This window comes from Rhodococcus wratislaviensis, assembly GCF_900455735.1.
GTDB lineage: Bacteria > Actinomycetota > Actinomycetes > Mycobacteriales > Mycobacteriaceae > Rhodococcus_F > Rhodococcus_F wratislaviensis.
This window is the reverse complement of sequence record NZ_UAUI01000009.1, coordinates 108,989-126,450: the sequence shown is the minus strand read 5'-3', so window position 1 is coordinate 126,450 and position 17,462 is coordinate 108,989. Positions and strand designations below refer to the sequence as shown.

The following is a 17,462-nucleotide window of genomic DNA, read 5'->3' as shown; positions in this document are numbered from 1 at the left end:
TTGTACGCCGCCAGCAACGTCTCCATGGTCTCGATGGAGTTGTGCAGGTGCACGCCGATGTGCGAGCCGGCGGTCAGCCCAACCTCCAGGAAGTGGTGGGCCAGCCTGTTGGCGCGGTCCTCCAGTTCCCGGTAGGTGACGCGTCGGGCGCCGCAGATCAGCGCCACCCGTTCCGGCATCGCGTCGACGGAATGCTCGAAGAGGTCTGCAAGGTTGTAGGCCACGGGGGCGTCCTCTCTCAGACGACTGTGAGGGGTAGGGGTATTCCTCGATCGGTGAACGCGAAGTCGGCTCCGGTGCTGAACCGGGTGAGCGCCACCTCGGGTGCTTCCTTCGCGGGCGGCTCACCGGTCACGACCTCCACGCTCAGCGCCGTATCCGTCTCCTCGACCACCCGCACCGCGAAGCGCGGCGACACCCCGCGCACGAGCGCATTCAGCGGCCCGAGGTGCTCGCCGTCGATCATGGACGGCCACGCCCCGTCCTCCCCGGCTCCGCAGTCGCGTCCGAGAGTCAGCAGCAGACGGTCGCCGAGGGTGATCGAGACGTCCACGTACTGATGGGGATTGAACGCCGGATGCACAGCGAGGACGACGGCGAGACCCTCGAGGTCCGCGGGCAGCCCGAGCGCGTTCCGGATCCGCTCCGACGTGAGGCCGGCGATGCCGGTGAGTTGCTTGCGTGCGATGTCGAGTGCGGCCGCCGCGTCGGTGCGGGCCCGCACCGCGAGCAGAAAACCGAGGGTCAGCAGGTGCTGCTGCAGGCACACCTCCTCCGCCATCCGAGTCAGAGCCGAATGGGAGAAGTCCGGGAACCGCAGGTCGTCGAGGAGCGCGCCCGCGTAGTCGTGCCGCCCCGGCCCGACGGTGTCGATCGGCGACAACTCGACCGTCGCTGCCTGCGACTTCCCCACTGTCACCAGCCCTTCCGGAATCGGAGGTGGCACGTTGGTGTCGTCGATGGTGACCGTCCAGAGGCAGTGCGGTGTCCGGTCCGCAGGTCTGCGGGGCGGACGGTGCACGGGACGCACCTGCGCGTGCGGGTTGGTGGCCAGGGCGGTGGCGTCGAACGTCGGGTCCTCGATGTCGTGGCACATCGCCGTGACGTACTCGTCGCCCATCGGTTCGACGTCCATCAATGCGCCGCAGTGATCCAGCCAGAATTCGCCGTGATCGTGATCGGTGACGCGGTACCGGAAGTCCATGAACTGGGGCGGCGCACCGATGTCGAGCTGCAGACCCTTGAAGATCGTGACGACGCCGTCGCCCTCGAATCCCAGCGCGCGTTGCATCCGCCGCGTGTAGAGGGGGCTCGACGCCATCCACTCCTCGATCGCGACCTGCGTCATGCCCTCGCGACCGAACGCCCCGATCAGGTGCGGCATACCGGATCGATCGATGAGATGACCGCACAGGAGCAGTTCCGGCACGAGAATCGCGAGATCCGCGCGGGACAGATCGGCGAATGACACCGGAACCTTCACCGTACTCACCACAGCGGGACCGGGGCCTTGCCGACCGGATACCACCCCGGCAGCCGGCCGGACGTCGCGCGCTGGATCCGCGCGTTCATGCCGTCGGACATCGCGTTGTTCGTGATCATCTCGAGGAACAGGCTCGAGACGTTGCCGAAGTCGAAGAAGTCACGCTGCCAGGACCATTGGAAGTTTCCGCCGTACCGGAACCAGCTGCCGCCGATTCCGGTGACCTGATAGTGCGTGCCGTCGTTGCGGGTGCGTTCGGACACCTGCTTCCAGAATCCGATGACGTCGCCGCTGCGATCGTCGATGACGAACTGCTGGTACGGATACTCCCAGCCCTCGAGCCCGTCCATTTCCTGCCCGAGCGCCAGGTCGCGGATCTCGTCCCGGCCGACGGCCATGAAGTCGTCCTTCGGCCCGTAGTTCCATCCGTACGTGGCGTCCTCGGTGTACATCTCGGCCAGCGGCTTCCAGTCGCCGAGGGATTCGCACCGCTTGTTCTCGTCCACCCAGCGCTGCACCATCTCGTCGAGCTCCGCACGATCGAACTGCACCATCAGCTATCTCCTTCAGAGTCGTCGTCCGCGAGGATCCGCAGGGCCTGGGTCGGGCAGAAACGCACGGCGCTCTCGACTTCCGCGCGCAGGTTCTCGGGTGGGTCGGTGTCGAGGATCTCGACCTTGCCGTGCTTCGGGACGACGAAGACGTCGGGTGCCTCCATCTCACACACGGCATGACCCTGGCACAGGTCGAGATCGGCTTCGACCTTCATCACGTGCTTCGCTTCCGGTACCTCACGGTGCACGGCTGCTGCAGCTGCACCACCATCTTGCTGTGATCGTTGCGGTATGTCTCGGAGGGTTGCGCCATCTCGAACTCCCAGTCCTGCAGGAGAATCGAGAAGATTGCCTTCAGCTGCATCAGCGCGAACGCGGCCCCGACGCAGCGGTGCCTGCCTGCGCCGAACGGAATCCACGTCCAGCGGTTGACGATGTCTTCCTGGTTGGGGTCGATGTAGCGTTCGGGATCGAACGTGTCCGGGTTCGGGAAGTCCTCGGCGATCCGGTTGGAGATCGCCGGTGTGGCCGCCACCAGGTCGTTCTCGGCGATCCGGTAGCCGCCGACCTCGAACTCGCCCCGCGCGACGCGCAACAGGATGATCAGCGGCGGGTGCAACCGCAGCGTCTCCTTCAGTACCGCTTCGAGCTTCGGGATCTGCCTGAGCGCCCCGAAACTGATGTCGGAGCCGTCCGAGTAGAGGTCGTCGAGTTCGGCGACCACCTGCTTCGCATAGTCCGGGTGCCGCAGCAGCTCGATCAGGGTCCAGGCCGCGGTGCCGGAGGTGGTGTGGTGCCCGGCGAACATCATCGAGATGAACATGCCGGTGATCTCGTCCGCGGTGAAGCGCTCGTTGCCGTTCTCGTCCTTGATCGAGACGAGCACGTCGAGCATGTCCCGGTCCTCCTTGCCCTGGGGAGGGTTCTCGATGCGCCCGTTCATGATCTCCTGGACGAGGTCCACCAACTGCACCCTCGCCTCGTCCCGTCGGCGGAAGCTCTCGATCGGGGCGTAGGCGTCGACATATGCGATGGGGTCGGTGCCCTGCTCGAGCTCGTGGTAGAGGTGCGCGAACCGGCCGTCGAGTTGCTCACGGAACTTCGTGCCGATCAGGCAGGCCGAGGACGTGTAAATGGTCAGCTCCGCGAAGAATTCGAGGAGATCGATCTCGCCCTCGTCGCCCCACTGCGCCACCATGCGGTCGACCTCGTGGGCGATCGTCGCGGCGTGGCCCTTCATCTGCTCGCCGCGCAGCGCCTGGTTGTGCAGCATCTCCTTGCGACGCTCGGGGCTCGCGTCGAACACGACGCCCTCGCCGAAGATCGGCTTCATGAACGGGTAGGCGGCCTGCTGGTCGAGATCCTCGTCGGTGGAGCGGAAGAAGAATTCGTTGGCCTCGGCGCCGGACAGCAGCACCACCTTCTTGTCCGCGAGCTGGAAGACGCCGACGTTGCCGCATTCCTCCCGCACGCGGCGCATCAGCGCGATCGGGTCGGTGCGCAATTCTTCGAGGTGTCCGTGCTCGTGCTCACCGCCGGACACGCGTTGCGGGGTAGCCAGGTTCATTCTCCATCCTTTCGCAGGGGCGCCTCGGGCTGCACCTCGATCAGCACCATGTGTGCGCCGCGGGGCGCACTGACGGTGGCGACGACGGCGTCGGCGATCGCGGAGGCGCGCAGGAAGTACGAGTGCCGGGCGAATCCCCATTTCGCCCAGTCTTCGAGGACGGGTCCGATGACCTCCTCGGTGGTGTTCATCCCCATGGATGTCTGGGTGGGGCCCGGACGCACGACCGACGCCCGGACGCCGGTGCCTTCCAGTTCCATTCGCATCTGCCTGCCCATCATCTCGACGCCGGCCTTCGCGGCGTTGTAGGCGCCCATCCGGGGCCGGGGAGTGTCGGCGCAATCGGATCCGATCAGGACGAAGTCTCCGCGGCGGCGTTCGATCATGCCGGGAAGGATGCGGTGCGCGAGACGCTGCGCACCAACAAGATGGACGTCGACCTGTCCCAGGAACTGGTCGGGGTCCATCTCGTGCGCGACGGAGAACTCCAGGTCGCCGGCCCCCGACAAGGCGATCTCGGTCGGGCCGAGCGCGTCTTCCGCCGCCGTAACGAATTCGTCGACGGATGCGGTGTCGGTGACGTCGAGGTAGTGCGCGAACGCTTCTCCCCCGTTGCTGCGGATCTTCTCCGCGATCTCCTCGCACTCGGCCACCCGGCGGGCCCCGAGCGCGACGGGATGACCGGCGTCGGCCAGCGCATAGGCGGTCGCCGTGCCGATGCCCGACGAGGCGCCGGCGACGATCGACGGGCGGCGCTGCGGGTTGGGCTCGAACCTAGGCATCGCGGACCTGCACTTTCATGGGGAGGGTGGCGAAACCGCGCACGTTGGTCGAGTGGACGCGCACACTGTTCGCCTCGTCGATGTCGTAGTCGTCGATGCGGGAGACGAGTTCGGTGAGGGCGATCCGCGCTTCGAGCCGCGCCATGTGGGCGCCGAGGCAGAAGTGGGTGCCGCCGCCGAAGCTCGCGAGCTTGTTGGACGTGTCCCGGCCGATCCGGTATTCGTCGGCGTCCTCGAACACCGCCGAGTCGCGGTTCGCGGAGCCGATGAGGATCAGCACCTTGTCGCCGGCGGGAATCGTCCGGTCGTGGAAGTCCAGGTCGACGGACGCCGTCCGCGCGACCATCTGGCTGGACGTGTCGAAACGCAGGGTCTCCTCCACCCACTCCGGCACGCGACTCGCATCCTCGAACACGTGCCGAGCCTGGCCCGGATAGCGGAAACCCCAGTACAGCGCGTTGCCGAGCAATTTGGTGGTGGTCTCGTTGCCCGCCACCACCATCAGGAACATGAACGCGATGATCTCGTCGTCGGTGAGCCGGTCGCCGTCGATCTCCGCCTCGAGCAGGGCGGACGTGAGGTCCTCGGTCGGCTTCCTGCGCCGCTCGGCCAGCATGTCGGCGTAGTAGCCGACGAGGTAGAGCGACGCCTCCATCGCGGCGTGGGGCACGTCGAGGACGCCCTCCTCGCGGTGCACCACCAGGTCGGCGAGCCGCCGGAGTTCGACGCGGTCGGCCTCCGGCACCCCCATCAGTTCCGAGATCACGTCCATCGGGAGCTTGCCGGCGAACTCGCCGATCCAGTCGAACTCGCCCGCCGCGAGCGCCGGGTCGAGGTATTGCCGGGTCAGATCCAGGATCCGCCCCTCGAGTTCGTTCACCCGTCTCGGGGTGAAGCCGCGGGACACCAGCTGCCGCATCCGCATGTGCCGCGGATCGTCCAGCGCGAGAAAGGACATCGTCTTGTGGGCGTGCGGACCGTAGGCCGCCGGGTCGAGTGACACCCCGTTCGCGCTCGACAGGCGCTGGTTGTCGCGGAACGCCGCGACGACGTCCTCGTGCCGGGACAACGCCCAGAAGTCGAGTTCCTCGTTGTAGTAGAGGGGTGCTTCTTCCCGCAGTCTTCGATACGTGACGTACGGATCTTCGTGGAAGCCATAGTCGTACGGGTTGAACGTCACCGGATTGTGTGACACCCCGGGCATCGAGGCTGCGGTCATGGCATCTACTCCAGAATCAGCTTGGCGGAAGTTTCGAGTCGATCGGCGAATTGGGCGTAGGACCCGTATCCCATTCCGGCGCGGACCAGGCCGCCGGCGTACAGCAGCTCCAGCGCCTCGAGGACGTCGGGATCGTGGCCGTCGCCCAGTGCGGTGGCGAGGCGGTCGCGGATCTCCAGCCCGATGCGGGCGCGGAGGTGTTCCACGTCGGGGTCGCGGCCGAGGAGCGCGTTGGTGACGGCCCCGGCGAGTTCGGGTTCGTCCGCCACCAGGAGAGCGATGTGGCGGAGCACGGCGACCACGCGTCCGGTGCGGTCGAGTCCCTCGTCCACCGGCTGCGGTGAGGCGGCGAGGCGCCGCCAGAAGACCTCGGCGACGAGGTGCTCCTTGGACGAGAAGTACGTGTAGGCCGTCGCGGGCGCGACCCCGGCGATGCCGGCCACCGAGCGGACGGTGAGTCCGGCGAATCCCTCTTCACGCAGTACTTCGACTGCCGCTTTGGTGAGGCGGTCGACGGTGTCGGCCTGCTTCTCGGTCAGACGGCGGCGGGTGGACTCGAAATTCATACTACTGGACACGTGTCTGGACGCTACTACAGTTACCGTCGGCTGGCAACGAAAATCCGGCTCTCACACCGGACCGCGTGGGTGAATTCGCACGGGCATCGTCTTGATGCCGCTGATGAAATTCGACCGCAGCCGGACCACCGGCCCGGTCGGTTCCACGCGGTCGATCCGCGCGGCGAGCGTCTCGAACAGGATCTTCAATTCGAGCCGCGCCAGGTGGGCGCCGAGGCAGAAGTGCACCCCGCTACCGCCGAACGCGATCTGTGGGTTGGGGCTCCGGCCGATGTCGAACCGGTACGGCTCGTCGAAGACATCCTCGTCCCGGTTGGCGCTCGGGTAGTAGATCACCACCTTGTCGCCTGCCCTGACCAACTGATCGCCGATGTACGCGTCCCGGGTGGCAGTGCGCCGGAAGTCCATCACCGGGGTCACCCATCGGAGGATCTCCTCCACCGCGCTCGCAGCCAGTTCCGGCTCGGACTGCAGTCGTCGCCACTGGTCGGGATGGTCGATGAAGGCCTGCATCCCGCCGGCGGTCGCGTTGCGCGTCGTTTCGTTCCCCGCCACCACGAGCAGCACGAAGAACATGTTGAATTCCATCTCGGTGAGCGTGTCGCCGTTCTCGTCCGGCTGCACGAGCTTGGTGACGATGTCGTCGCGAGGCTCGACGCGGCGTTGCGCCGCAAGCTCGTTGGCGTACAGGAAGATCTCGGCCGCGGCCATTTCCCCGTCCGCCTGGGTAGTGCCGTACTCGGGGTCGTCGAAGCCGATCATCCGGTTGGACCAGTCGTACAGCCTGTCCACGTCCCCGGCCGGCGCACCCAGCAGCGCCGCGATGACCTCGAGCGGCAACGGCGCCGCCGCCTCGGGAACGAAGTCGACGTCGCGCGCCTCGAGCAGCCGATCGACGATCCGGGCACAGATGTCGCGGATGTGACCCTCGAGCACTTTGACTGTGCGCGGGGTGAATCCGCGGCTGACGAGCTGTCGCAGCCGGGTGTGGTCGGGTGGGTCGAGGTTGACGAGCATGGCGGCCTGCTTCGCTCGGGTCTGCTCGTCGAAATCGTCGATCTGGGTGGTGCCCACCGCCGACGAGAACGTCGCGCTGTCGCGGGAGACGGCGACGACGTCGGCATGCTTGGTCACCGCCCAGAACCCGGTGCCGCTCTCCTCGGGCTGCCAATAGACGGGTTCGCTCGCCCGCAGATGGTCGAAGAACGCGTAGGGGACCCCTTCCGCGTAGACGTCGGGGGATTTGAGATCAATCCGAGACGCGGTCATACACTGCTCCTCGATCGATAAACGAATGGGATGCGTCTTAAACTACACACTTTCATTTGTAATGGAAGCCCTTATGCTGGGCCCATGGCGAAAGGGCAGAACGGACCGATCCGACGTCGCACACTCACGCGGGACAAGGTCGTGGATGCCGCGATCGAGATCATCGACGAACTCGGCTGGGAGCCGCTGTCGATGACGAGCCTCTCCGCCCGGCTGAACGTCGTCACCGCGTCGCTCTACAACCACGTCCGCAACCTCGACGACATCCGCGGCGCGGTCCAGGTGCGCACCATGGCGGAACTCGGTGCACACCTGCGCGAGATCGCCATGGGCCGAACCGGTCCCGACGGCCTCCGCGCACTCGTCGACGCGCACCGCGCCTGGGCCACCGAGCATCCGCATCGGTATCAGACGCTGACCACCAGCCCCGTCGACCGGGACGCTTTCATCTCCGCCGCACTGGACGCCAACACAGCACTGCGCACGATGCTCGCGTCGTGCGGACTGCCGCCCGAGGACACCCTCGACGCGGCCGTCAGCATCTTCGCCGCCATGCACGGCTTCGTCATGCTGGTGAACACCGACTTCCTCGGCGACGAGCTGGATCTGGACTCGATCTACGAATCGGTGCTGCGCGGAGCACTGTCCACCGTCGGGTGGCCGGAGCGAACGCACACCCCGTCCTGAAAGGCCACCACCCCTACTGTCACCGTTCTCAGGCCCAGGCGTCAGAAGGGTTCGGCCGCCACGTCGAGATCGCCCAGATCACCACCACGTCGAGCGCGATGATGAGCACCGACCACCACGGGTAGTGCGGCAGCCATAGGAAATTGGCCACGATCGAGATCGCAGCGATCACGATCGCCGACACCCGGGCCCACGCGGCGCCGGTGAACAACGCGAGGCCGGTCACCGCGACCACCGCACCCAGCACGAGATGGATCCAGCCCCAGACCGTGAAGTCGAACTTGTAGAGGTACTCCACCCCCACCACGAACTCCTCATTCTCATAGACCGCGGCGAGCCCTTGGAAGAACTGCAGGAGTCCGACGGTGACCATGATGACCGCTGCACCCATCACGGTCCCCGCCGCGACGCCCTGTTTGACCGACGAACCTTCGGACATGACGCCCCTTCCTCGCCGCAACCCACTGCCGGGTGCATTCATTGTCCGCCGATTCGGTGTGCGTTCGCGTCGAAACCGCGGGGTTTCCCACCCACCTGGAATCCAAATGTTCCGGTCGAGAAGGCCACCGGACACAGCCGGCGAGACTGTTCGGTTGCCGCGAATCCCTCGCGCGCCCTGGTCCTCGGTACGTCGGAGGGAGATGACCTTGTCCCCTAGCCCGCCGTCACGTGGAGAGGCGACACTGGCGGTGACCGGGAGGGGTACCCGTGCCCCCGGCCGCTGCGCTCGGTCCACAACTGCGCGAGCCGCTTTCCGCCGCCAGAGCGACGTGATTACCGAAGTCGTTGCGCTCGTGTTATTTTCGACCTTGATCCGTACGCAGCGTCGCCCGCCGCGTACGCCGGGACGATTTCACTCGCCCGTGCGGGCCGCGGGTTCTGCCGATGTAGGCGTCGAGTTCCCGCGGCGTGATGCATTCCATGGTAGCGGCACGGAATCCGAAAGACTTATCCCTGCGGGACGTAGGGCTGCTCATTCCGGGACATGTCGCCGGCCGCCTCCGACGAAGTCGCGGCCCATGTGATGCCGGACAATTCAATCACCGCTCACAGTGCCCGGAACCCACCAACTCCGCCAGCTCGTCGAGCGACCACGGCGGCTCGGTCTCGTGGTCGCGGTAGGCCAGCAGAGTCGGATCCGGCCGGTCGAACCTGCCGACGAAGCACCCTGATCCGGCGAAGATCCCGCCGGTGATTCCGGCGGCGAGGTCGCTCGCCAGGAACACGTAGAGCCGGGCGACGTAGTCCGCGGGCGCAGGATGCAGCGAGCCGTAGCGCGTTGCGTCGTCGAGCATGCCCCGCCTGTGCAGTTCCTCGATGCGCTGCTCGTACTCCGCGCCCACAGACAGTCGGGTCCTCGCGCCGGGACACACCACGTTGGCGCGGACGCCGGACTCGGCCAGTTCGGCCGCGATGGCGAGGGTCAGGCTGTTGACCGCTCCCTTGCCGGCGGGATATCCGGTTCCGCCGTAGTCGCCGAGGAACGCGAACGAACTCGTGTTCACGATCGCTCCGCGCCCCCGTTCCGCCATCAGGGGCGCCGCGGCCCGGCACGTGCGGAACGTCGCCGTCAGGTGCGCATCGACGAGTTCGCGCCACTGCTCGTCGGTGACTGTGAGGATGGACGACCCGGCAGGCTCCGCGACGCCTGCGCAGTTGATCAGCACGTCCACCTGGCCGAACGCACATTCGACGGCGTCGACCAGGGCCTCCGCGACGCCGTCGGCGGCGGCCGAACCAGCCACCGCGATCGCCCGGCCACCGCCGAGCACGATCTCGTCGGCCACCTTCTCCGCCGCGTCCGGATCACGGCCGTTGACCACCACACCGGCTCCCTCGGCCGCGAGAGCGTGCGCGACCGCACGGCCGATCCCCCGGCTCGAGCCGGTGACGACGGCGCCTCGCCCGTCCAGCCGTCTCTCGTCGCGTGAATTCATCGCACCTCCGGCAACTCGTCATTGCGGCATCCAGTTGTTCAAACTATAGTCCAGACACATGTCCAGTTTTCAGAGATCGCTGTGACACTCACCCGATTCGGAAGCGAAAATCCATGACTCTGCGCCCCACCGACAGCTCTGCTCTCCTGATCGACGGCAAACTGATTCCCGGTTCCGGCGGCACGTTCGAGGTGATCAACCCGGCCACCGAGGAGGTACTCGGGAGAGCCGCCGACGCCACGGCGTCCGACATGGACGCCGCGATCGCCGCGGCCCGGCGGGCCTTCGACGACACCACGTGGTCCCGCGACCACGTCTTCCGCGCCCGCTGCCTGCGGCAGCTGCGCGACGTGTTGCAATCCCACATCGAGGAACTGCGCGACATCACCATCGCCGAAGTCGGCGCCCCCGCCTTCCTCACCAGCGGACCCCAACTCGAAGGCCCGGTCGCCGACCTCGGATATTTCGCGGACCTCGCCGAAAGCTATTCCTGGGAACAGGATCTGGGCATCGCCGAACCGATGGGCATCAAGACCCGCCGACGCGTCCTCAAGGAGGCCGTCGGCGTGGTCGGAGCCATCACGCCGTGGAACTTCCCGCACCAGATCAACTTCGCCAAGATCGGCCCCGCACTCGCGGCCGGCAACACGGTCGTCCTCAAACCCGCCCCCGACACCCCCTGGTGCGCCGCCCTCGTCGGGCACCTGATCGCTGAGGAGACCGACCTCCCGGCCGGTGTGGTCAACATCGTCACGTCGAGCGACCACTCCCTCGGCGCTCAGCTCTCCACCGACCCCCGCGTGGACCTCGTGTCCTTCACCGGGTCGACCGCCACGGGCAAGGCCGTGATGGCGGCGGCATCCGAATCGTTGAAGAAGGTGTTCCTCGAACTCGGCGGCAAATCGGCGTTCATCGTGCTCGACGACGCCGACCTCGCCGGCGCGTGCGGGGTCGCCGCGTTCACCGTCTCCACCCATGCGGGGCAGGGTTGCGCCATCACCACCCGGCTACTCGTTCCCCGCGAGAAGTACGACGAGGCGGTCGAGGCCACGGCCCGGACGCTCGGCGGACTGCACGCGGGCGATCCCACGAAATCCGGCACCATCTGCGGTCCCCTCATCTCCGCGCGGCAACGCGCCCGCGTCGAGGACTACCTGCGACTCGCGCGGGAAGAGGGCGGCACGATCGTCGTCGGTGGCGGCCGCCCGGCCGATCGGGACCGCGGATTCTTCGTCGAACCCACCCTGATCACCGGCCTCGACAACACCGCCCGGGTGTCGCGGGAAGAGATCTTCGGACCCGTGCTGGTGATCATTCCCCACGACGGTGACGAGGACGCGATCAGCATCGCCAACGACTCGCCGTACGGGCTGTCCGGGTCGGTGTGGGGCACGGACCCCGCACGCGTGAAGCGAGTGGTCGACGGCGTGCGCACCGGGACACTCAGCGTCAACGGTGGTGTCTGGTATTCCGCCGACGCGCCGTTCGGCGGCTACAAGCAGTCCGGAATCGGCCGCGAGATGGGTGTGGCCGGGTTCGAGGAATACCTGGAAACCAAGCTGGTCGCGGAACCGGCCCAATAGTAGAGGGAGTCAATCGATATGGGACGTTTCGACGGGAAGACCGCCATCGTCACCGGTGCCGCGCAGGGCATCGGCGAGGGCTACGCGCGCGCCCTCGCGCGCGAGGGGGCCAACGTGGTGGTGGCCGATCTCAATGCGGAGCTCGGCGAGACCGTGGCCAAGCAGATCAGCGCGGACGGCGGGACCGCGGTGTTCAAGGACGTCGACGTCGCCGACGAGGACTCGGCGAAGAAACTCGCCGAGTTCACGGTCGAGAAGTTCGGCGGCATAGACCATCTCGTGAACAACGCCGCGATCTACGGCGGCATGAAACTCGACCTCCTCATCACCGTGCCGTGGGACTACTACAAGAAGTTCATGGCCGTGAACTTCGACGGCGCCCTCAACGTGACCCGCGCGGTGTGGCCGCACATGAACAGCGGCGGTGGCGGCTCGATCGTCAACCAGTCGTCCACGGCCGCCTGGCTGTACTCCGGTTTCTACGGGCTCGCGAAAGTCGGGATCAACGGCCTCACCCAGCAACTCGCCCACGAGGTGGGCGGCATGAACATCCGGGTCAACGCCATCGCGCCCGGACCGATCGACACCGAAGCCACCCGTACCGTCACGCCGGGAAATATGGTGGCAGACATGGTCAAGACGTTGCCGCTGAAGCGGATGGGCACCCCCGACGACCTCGTGGGCGCCTGCCTGTTCCTGCTCTCCGACGAGGCCAGCTGGATCACCGGGCAGATCTTCAACGTCGACGGCGGACAGATCTTCAGATCATGACCACGACCGAGCAGGTGCCCGTCGGCTACATCGGCCTCGGCAACATGGGTGCACCCATGGCGAAGCGGCTGCTGGACCGTCCCGGCGGACTCATCGTGTGCGACACCCGGCCGGAGGCGCTGGAACCGTTCGGCAAGGCGGGCGCGAAGGTGACGTCGAGTCCGCGGGAGGTGGCGGAGAACGCGGACGTCATCTCCGTGACCGTGCTGAACGATGAGCAGGTTCGCGCGGTCGTCACACAGATCCTCGACGCCGCGCGGCCGGGAACCGTCGTGGCGGTGCATTCCACCATCAGCGACGTCACCGCCGTCGAACTCGCCGACCGCTGCCGGGCGCACGGCATCGACCTGATCGACGCGCCCGTCAGCGGCGGTGCACCCGGCGCGCACAAGGGGAAGCTCGCGGTGATGGTCGGGGCGAGCGAAGACGCGTTCGAGAAGGTGCGGGAGCCGTTCGGGCACTGGGCCGAACTCGTCGTGCACGCCGGAGACGTGGGCGCGGGTACGCGGATGAAGCTGGCCCGCAACCTGCTGCACTTCGTCTCGTTCACGGCTGCCGCCGAGGCGCAGCGGCTCGCCGAGGCCGCCGGTCTCGACATCACCGAACTCGGCAAGGTCGTCCGACACACCGACGCGATCACCGGCGGTGCCGGAGCGATCATGCTCCGCGACACCACCGACGCTCTCGACGAGAACGACAACTGGTACCCGATCATGACCCACGTCCGGGACCTCGGGGAGAAGGATCTGTCGCTGGCGATCGGGCTCGGCGAACGACTCGACGTCACGCTGCCGCTCGCACGACTCGCGCTCACGGGCCTGGGACCGGGACTCGGCGTCGACAGCACCGTGGACAAGAAGGAGCAACCATGACCGACGACACCCGCACCCGTGGACTGGCCATGATGGAGAAGGTCTACGGATTCGAGATGCAGGACGGACCCGGCGCGCATTTCGCCGTCACCGCCGACCACCTGTTCGCCGACATCTGGTCGCGGCCCGGGCTGAGCATCCGCGACCGCCGGCTTCTCCTCCTCGGTGCCCTCACAGCGCAGGGGCTCGTCGACGTCGCCGAGATCCAGGTGGGGGCGGCCCTCCACAACGAGGAACTGGACGAGGACCAACTCCGGGAGATCGCCCTGTTCCTGTGCCACTACGTGGGCTGGCCGTTGGGGACGAAACTCGACTCGATGATCGGCGGGGTGCTACACAAGCGGAAGAAAGCGGCCAGAGCGGCCGCCCCGGATGCAGAGGCCACATGAGCACCGAACACCTGACACCAGAGCTTCTCCGACTCGCCGACTCCACCCCCGGCTTCATGCCGGAGGACGAGGGGACCGCCCTGCACGAGGCCGCGATGCAGTACCTGACCCCCGGCGGGGTGGGCGTCGAGATCGGCACGTACTGCGGCCGCTCCACGATCTACCTCGGGGCGGCGGCGAGAGCACGGGGCGCCCGCATCGTCACCATCGATCATCATCACGGTTCCGAGGAACATCAGCCCGGCTGGGAGTACCACGAACCGGCGTTCGTCGACCCGCACACCGGTCTGCTCGACACGGTCGGCCGGTTCCGGCACACGATGGCCGATTCCGGACTCGAGGAGTACGTCGTGGGTGTGCTGGGCCGGTCGTCGACGGTGGCGACGTTCTGGCGCACCCCCGTGAACTTCGTGTTCATCGACGGCGGCCACACGTCGGAAGCGGCATCGGCGGATCTCGAGGGGTGGGCGCCGTGGGTGAACGTCGGCGGCGCCCTGGTGATCCACGACGTGTTCCCGGACCCCGCGGACGGCGGACGACCGCCGTTCGAGATCTACGAACGGGCTCTGGGGACAGGGCAATTCAAGGAGACGTCCGTCACCGGGTCGCTGCGCGTTCTCGAGCGGGTAGGCGGTCAGACGGGCGAACCGCTGGCGTGACAGTAGTCGCCGCAGCGGTCGAGGCCGATCGGTAGTCCCACGGGCAGCGCCGCGTCCCGGAAGATTCCGTGTCCGGGCGTGGTGCGGGACAACGCGTCCGCGGCGAGGATCATCGCCCCGCCCGTCCACGTGGTCTGTTCGACCGGCCACCGCTTGCCGTCGCTGTAGACGAGACCCGTCCAGTACGAGCCGTCCGGATCCCGCAGGTGCTGCATGGCAGCGAACTGTGCGAGCGCGCGGCTGTGTTCCCCCATCGCGTCGAGCGCCAGCACCAGTTCGCACGTTTCGGCGCCGGTCACCCACGGCCGGTGGTCCACGCAGCGGATGCCGAGTCCCTCGACCACGAAGTCGTCCCACCGCGACGCGATGCGATCCGACGCGACCTCACCGCGGACAGCGCCCCCGAGGATCGGGTAGTACCAGTCCATCGAGTACTCGTCCTTGATCGCGAACGCCTCCGGGTGCTGCCTGATCGCATGGCCCAGCGTGTATTTCGCGAACTCCCATTCCGGCTGCGGGTCGTCGACCAACCGGGCGAGGAGGAGCCCGCAGTGCAGGCTGTGATGAATGCTGGAGTTCCCCGTGAGCAGTGCCTCGGGGCAGTCCTGACCGTTCTCGCCGCGGGCCCACCAGATTTCGCCGCTCGACGACTGCATGTCGACGACGAAATCGAGACCGCCCTGCACGGACGGCCACAGGGCGTCGACGAAATCCCGATCACCGGTGATCAGATAGTGGTGCCACACCCCCACCGCGAGGTAGGCGCAGAAGTTGCTGTCGGAGTTGTGATTCTCCACGGCCCCGTCGCGAAACTTCATCGGCCACGAACCGTCCGATCGTTGCGTGCGCCGCGACCACTCGTACGCGCCCTCCGCCTCGTCGATCAGGCCGGCGGCGGTGAGGGCCATAGCGGATTCGACGTGATCCCACGGGTCGGTGTGCCCACCGGGAAACCACGGCAGCGCCCCCGACGACTCCTGCGCTGCCGCGATCGACCGTGCTGTCTGCCTGACCTGGCTCTCCGACAACACGTTCGGTACCGACGGGACGCCGGCGGCTCTCACCGCGGCGCCTTCACCACGCTCGGTTCCCTCGGCTTCTCGAGGTAGAGCACGACGCTCTTGCCGACCACGGGGTTGAGGACCTTCTCGGCGGTGCGCGTGAGCCAGGGGGCTTTCATCATGTCCCACACCAGAACCTGGTGATAGGCCTTCGCGAGGGGGTTGTCGTTGTTCTCCACCCCCACCGCGCACTTGAGCCACCAGTACGGCGAATGCAGGGCGTGGGCGTGATCCCGTCCCCGGACCTCCAGACCGGCGGCCGTCAGCTTCTCCGCCAGCTCGTCGGCGCGGTAGATGCGGACGTGGCCACCCTCCACCTCGTGGTACGCGTCGGACAGCGCCCAGCAGATCTTCTCCGGCAGCCACCGCGGAACAGTCACGGCCGCAACACCACCCGGCTTGAGAATGCGGGTCAGCTCGGCGATGGCCCGGCCGTCGCGGGGCACGTGTTCGAGGACCTCGGAGATGAGGACCACGTCGAACGTCGCATCCTCGTACGGCAGGTTCAGCGCGTCGCCGACCTCCACCCGAGCCGAGGCGCCCGCCGGGACCTCACCGACCTCGGCCATCGCCACGAACATCTTCTCGACGTCCGCGAGTTCGTCGGCATTCTGGTCGAAGGCGATGACGTCGGCGCCGCGTCGATACAGCTCGAACGAGTGCCGCCCGGCGCCCGCCCCGATGTCGATCACCTTGTCGCCGGGCTTCACACCCAGCCGGTCGAAGTCCACGGTCAGCACGGTCGGCCTCCTTGACGGGTCTGCGCTATCGCATCGGCATAGGTCTGCGCGGTTCTCGCGGCCACGGCGGCCCAGCTGTAGCGCTCGAGCACGCGTCGACGGCCACCGTCACCGAGCCGGGCCCGGCGCTGCGGATCGTCGAGTAACGCGCCCAGCACGTCCGCGAGTTCCTGGGGGTCGCCGGGTGTCACGAGCACACACGCCTCCTCGTCCGTTCCCACCACCTCGGGAATGGCGCCGGCGCGGCTCGCCACCAGCGGGGTGCCGCACGCCATCGCCTCGACGGCGGGCAACGAGAAGCCCTCGTACAGCGACGGGACGCACGCGACGTCGGCCGACGCCAGCAAAGACGCGAGTTCGGCGTCGTCGATACCCGACACCGTCCGGACGACGTCGCCGATGGCCAGCTCCTCGATGAGCTTCTCCGTCACTCCCCCAGGCGCGAGCTTGGTGACCAGCACCAGTTCGACGGCGCGCTCGGTGTGCACCTTCGCGACCGCCTCGAGGAGCGTCGACACGCCCTTGAGGGGCATGTCGGCGCTGGCGACGCACACGATGCGGCCCGGGACCCGCGCGGTGACCGGGGGTCGGAAAATCTCGGTGTCGACGCCCAGCGGGATGGTCTGCAGGTTGTCGGCGGGAACGTCGAAGGCCGCGCTGATGTCGTCGGCGGAGGACTGCGACACCGTCACCAGCGCGGGGATGGCACGCGCCACCCGCTTCTGCATGCGCAGGAAGCCGTACCAGCGCCGGACCGTCACCTGACGCCACCACTTCGCCGACGCCAGGTCCAGTTCGCGGTCGCGGGTGATCGGATGGTGGATCGTCGCGACGACCGGAAGTCCGGCCTTCTGGAGTTGCAGCAGCCCGTAGCCGAGACATTGGTTGTCGTGCACCACGTCGAACTCGTCGGCGCGCTCCTTCAGCAGTCGCGCGGCACGGAGGCTGAACGTGAGCGGTTCCGGGAAACCGGCCGTCCACATCGTCGCGACCTCGAGCACGTCCACGGCGTCGCGGAACTCGCGTGGGTGCGGCGTTCTGAACGGATCCGGCTCGCGATACAGGTCGAGGCTGGGGACCTTCGTCAGAGTCACCCGCGGGTCGACGTCGGGGTACGGCTGCCCCGAGAACACCTCGACCTGATGGCCGAGTTCGACCAGCTCACGACTGAGATGGCGTACGTACACACCCTGCCCACCACAGTGGGGCTTGCTTCGATACGACAAGAGTGCGATGCGCACGGACTTCGGCCTCTCCTCGAGCAGTTGGCAAGCAATACTAGAACACGTTCTTACTCGGGGTGTGCCCTCA

The 17,462-nt window shown here is 67.2% G+C and carries 20 protein-coding genes; 6 read left to right on the top strand and 14 right to left on the bottom strand.

Annotation, left to right across the window (positions count from 1 at the left end):
* The 9 genes from DTA22_RS13130 to DTA22_RS13090 all read right to left on the bottom strand — a co-directional run.
* Window positions 1-224, bottom strand: a 224-nt coding sequence (locus DTA22_RS13130; protein ID WP_146777765.1) for an AMP-binding protein, incomplete at its 3' end; no start/stop codon positions are given.
* A 14-nt stretch (window positions 225-238) separates the two neighbouring features.
* The gene (locus DTA22_RS13125) at window positions 239-1,495 is read right to left on the bottom strand and encodes a hypothetical protein (protein ID WP_112299688.1); all 1,257 of its coding nucleotides are present in this window, start codon (window positions 1,493-1,495) and stop codon (window positions 239-241) included.
* Window positions 1,489-2,037: a nuclear transport factor 2 family protein gene (locus DTA22_RS13120; RefSeq protein WP_112299687.1), complete on the bottom strand. Its 549-nt coding sequence runs from the start codon at window positions 2,035-2,037 to the stop codon at window positions 1,489-1,491. The genes DTA22_RS13125 and DTA22_RS13120 overlap by 7 nt, the downstream gene beginning before the upstream one ends.
* Window positions 2,037-2,252, bottom strand: a complete 216-nt coding sequence (locus DTA22_RS13115; protein ID WP_005244574.1) for a ferredoxin — start codon at window positions 2,250-2,252, stop codon at window positions 2,037-2,039. Before DTA22_RS13115 ends, DTA22_RS13120 begins: the two co-directional genes overlap by 1 nt.
* On the bottom strand, window positions 2,252-3,604 hold the full coding sequence (locus DTA22_RS13110; RefSeq protein WP_112299686.1) for a cytochrome P450: 1,353 nt from the start codon (window positions 3,602-3,604) through the stop codon (window positions 2,252-2,254). The genes DTA22_RS13115 and DTA22_RS13110 overlap by 1 nt, the downstream gene beginning before the upstream one ends.
* A complete protein-coding gene (locus DTA22_RS13105) occupies window positions 3,601-4,386 on the bottom strand; it encodes an SDR family oxidoreductase (RefSeq protein WP_112299685.1) in 786 nt (261 codons plus the stop codon). Before DTA22_RS13105 ends, DTA22_RS13110 begins: the two co-directional genes overlap by 4 nt.
* Window positions 4,379-5,605: a cytochrome P450 gene (locus DTA22_RS13100; RefSeq protein WP_112299684.1), complete on the bottom strand. Its 1,227-nt coding sequence runs from the start codon at window positions 5,603-5,605 to the stop codon at window positions 4,379-4,381. Before DTA22_RS13100 ends, DTA22_RS13105 begins: the two co-directional genes overlap by 8 nt.
* Before the next feature lie 5 nt (window positions 5,606-5,610).
* Complete coding sequence (locus DTA22_RS13095; protein ID WP_007300914.1) at window positions 5,611-6,171, bottom strand: TetR/AcrR family transcriptional regulator; 561 nt, start codon at window positions 6,169-6,171, stop codon at window positions 5,611-5,613.
* A 63-nt stretch (window positions 6,172-6,234) separates the two neighbouring features.
* Window positions 6,235-7,452 carry a cytochrome P450 gene (locus DTA22_RS13090; protein WP_112299683.1) on the bottom strand — a complete coding sequence of 406 codons (1,218 nt, stop codon included), beginning with the start codon at window positions 7,450-7,452 and terminating at the stop codon, window positions 6,235-6,237.
* Window positions 7,453-7,536: 84 nt separating this feature from the next.
* On the opposite strand from DTA22_RS13090, the gene DTA22_RS13085 reads away from it, so the two are divergent.
* Window positions 7,537-8,139, top strand: a complete 603-nt coding sequence (locus tag DTA22_RS13085; RefSeq protein WP_112299682.1) for a TetR/AcrR family transcriptional regulator — start codon at window positions 7,537-7,539, stop codon at window positions 8,137-8,139.
* A 28-nt stretch (window positions 8,140-8,167) separates the two neighbouring features.
* Here the strand turns inward: DTA22_RS13085 and DTA22_RS13080 are convergent, their stop codons facing one another.
* Together DTA22_RS13080 and DTA22_RS13075 are read right to left on the bottom strand one after the other, a co-directional pair.
* Window positions 8,168-8,578, bottom strand: a complete 411-nt coding sequence (locus DTA22_RS13080; RefSeq protein WP_112299681.1) for a DUF7144 family membrane protein — start codon at window positions 8,576-8,578, stop codon at window positions 8,168-8,170.
* Window positions 8,579-9,179: 601 nt separating this feature from the next.
* On the bottom strand, window positions 9,180-10,076 hold the full coding sequence (locus DTA22_RS13075; protein WP_112299680.1) for an SDR family NAD(P)-dependent oxidoreductase: 897 nt from the start codon (window positions 10,074-10,076) through the stop codon (window positions 9,180-9,182).
* A 113-nt stretch (window positions 10,077-10,189) separates the two neighbouring features.
* Here DTA22_RS13075 and DTA22_RS13070 point away from each other — a divergent pair, with 113 nt between their 5' ends.
* From DTA22_RS13070 to DTA22_RS13050, 5 genes are read left to right on the top strand one after another with little or no spacing between them, the layout of a single operon-like run.
* Window positions 10,190-11,659, top strand: coding sequence for an aldehyde dehydrogenase (locus tag DTA22_RS13070; protein WP_112299679.1), 1,470 nt, complete (start codon window positions 10,190-10,192; stop codon window positions 11,657-11,659).
* Between the two features lie 18 nt (window positions 11,660-11,677).
* The gene (locus DTA22_RS13065) at window positions 11,678-12,430 is read left to right on the top strand and encodes an SDR family oxidoreductase (RefSeq protein ID WP_112299678.1); all 753 of its coding nucleotides are present in this window, start codon (window positions 11,678-11,680) and stop codon (window positions 12,428-12,430) included.
* Window positions 12,427-13,302, top strand: coding sequence for an NAD(P)-dependent oxidoreductase (locus DTA22_RS13060; RefSeq protein WP_112299677.1), 876 nt, complete (start codon window positions 12,427-12,429; stop codon window positions 13,300-13,302). Before DTA22_RS13065 ends, DTA22_RS13060 begins: the two co-directional genes overlap by 4 nt.
* Window positions 13,299-13,691 (top strand): carboxymuconolactone decarboxylase family protein, encoded by a 393-nt coding sequence (locus DTA22_RS13055; protein WP_005244588.1) that lies wholly within the window; start codon window positions 13,299-13,301, stop codon window positions 13,689-13,691. Before DTA22_RS13060 ends, DTA22_RS13055 begins: the two co-directional genes overlap by 4 nt.
* Window positions 13,688-14,350, top strand: a complete 663-nt coding sequence (locus DTA22_RS13050) for a class I SAM-dependent methyltransferase (protein WP_037241669.1) — start codon at window positions 13,688-13,690, stop codon at window positions 14,348-14,350. Before DTA22_RS13055 ends, DTA22_RS13050 begins: the two co-directional genes overlap by 4 nt.
* Here DTA22_RS13050 and DTA22_RS13045 read toward each other — a convergent pair.
* The 3 genes from DTA22_RS13045 to DTA22_RS13035 are packed head-to-tail and all read right to left on the bottom strand — an operon-like array spanning window position 14,326 to window position 17,392.
* Window positions 14,326-15,414, bottom strand: a complete 1,089-nt coding sequence (locus tag DTA22_RS13045) for a glucosidase family protein (protein WP_112299676.1) — start codon at window positions 15,412-15,414, stop codon at window positions 14,326-14,328. The genes DTA22_RS13050 and DTA22_RS13045 overlap by 25 nt on opposite strands.
* Window positions 15,411-16,151, bottom strand: coding sequence for a class I SAM-dependent methyltransferase (locus DTA22_RS13040; protein ID WP_037241675.1), 741 nt, complete (start codon window positions 16,149-16,151; stop codon window positions 15,411-15,413). Before DTA22_RS13040 ends, DTA22_RS13045 begins: the two co-directional genes overlap by 4 nt.
* On the bottom strand, window positions 16,145-17,392 hold the full coding sequence (locus DTA22_RS13035) for a glycosyltransferase family 4 protein (RefSeq protein ID WP_037241678.1): 1,248 nt from the start codon (window positions 17,390-17,392) through the stop codon (window positions 16,145-16,147). The genes DTA22_RS13040 and DTA22_RS13035 overlap by 7 nt, the downstream gene beginning before the upstream one ends.
* Between the last annotated feature and the right edge of the window lie 70 nt (window positions 17,393-17,462).

Bases quoted from the DNA above. Each gene is read 5' to 3' on its own strand.
- DTA22_RS13055 (WP_005244588.1), top strand. From the start codon at position 13,299: ATGACCGACGACACCCGCACCCGTGGACTGGCCATGATGGAGAAGGTC.
- DTA22_RS13080 (WP_112299681.1), bottom strand. From the start codon at position 8,578: ATGTCCGAAGGTTCGTCGGTCAAACAGGGCGTCGCGGCGGGGACCGTG.
- DTA22_RS13115 (WP_005244574.1), bottom strand. From the start codon at position 2,252: ATGAAGGTCGAAGCCGATCTCGACCTGTGCCAGGGTCATGCCGTGTGT.
- DTA22_RS13050 (WP_037241669.1), top strand. From the start codon at position 13,688: ATGAGCACCGAACACCTGACACCAGAGCTTCTCCGACTCGCCGACTCC.
- DTA22_RS13120 (WP_112299687.1), bottom strand. From the start codon at position 2,037: ATGGTGCAGTTCGATCGTGCGGAGCTCGACGAGATGGTGCAGCGCTGG.
- DTA22_RS13070 (WP_112299679.1), top strand. From the start codon at position 10,190: ATGACTCTGCGCCCCACCGACAGCTCTGCTCTCCTGATCGACGGCAAA.
- DTA22_RS13065 (WP_112299678.1), top strand. From the start codon at position 11,678: ATGGGACGTTTCGACGGGAAGACCGCCATCGTCACCGGTGCCGCGCAG.
- DTA22_RS13110 (WP_112299686.1), bottom strand. From the start codon at position 3,604: ATGAACCTGGCTACCCCGCAACGCGTGTCCGGCGGTGAGCACGAGCAC.
- DTA22_RS13075 (WP_112299680.1), bottom strand. From the start codon at position 10,076: ATGAATTCACGCGACGAGAGACGGCTGGACGGGCGAGGCGCCGTCGTC.
- DTA22_RS13090 (WP_112299683.1), bottom strand. From the start codon at position 7,452: ATGACCGCGTCTCGGATTGATCTCAAATCCCCCGACGTCTACGCGGAA.
- DTA22_RS13105 (WP_112299685.1), bottom strand. From the start codon at position 4,386: ATGCCTAGGTTCGAGCCCAACCCGCAGCGCCGCCCGTCGATCGTCGCC.
- DTA22_RS13100 (WP_112299684.1), bottom strand. From the start codon at position 5,605: ATGACCGCAGCCTCGATGCCCGGGGTGTCACACAATCCGGTGACGTTC.
- DTA22_RS13095 (WP_007300914.1), bottom strand. From the start codon at position 6,171: ATGAATTTCGAGTCCACCCGCCGCCGTCTGACCGAGAAGCAGGCCGAC.
- DTA22_RS13060 (WP_112299677.1), top strand. From the start codon at position 12,427: ATGACCACGACCGAGCAGGTGCCCGTCGGCTACATCGGCCTCGGCAAC.
- DTA22_RS13085 (WP_112299682.1), top strand. From the start codon at position 7,537: ATGGCGAAAGGGCAGAACGGACCGATCCGACGTCGCACACTCACGCGG.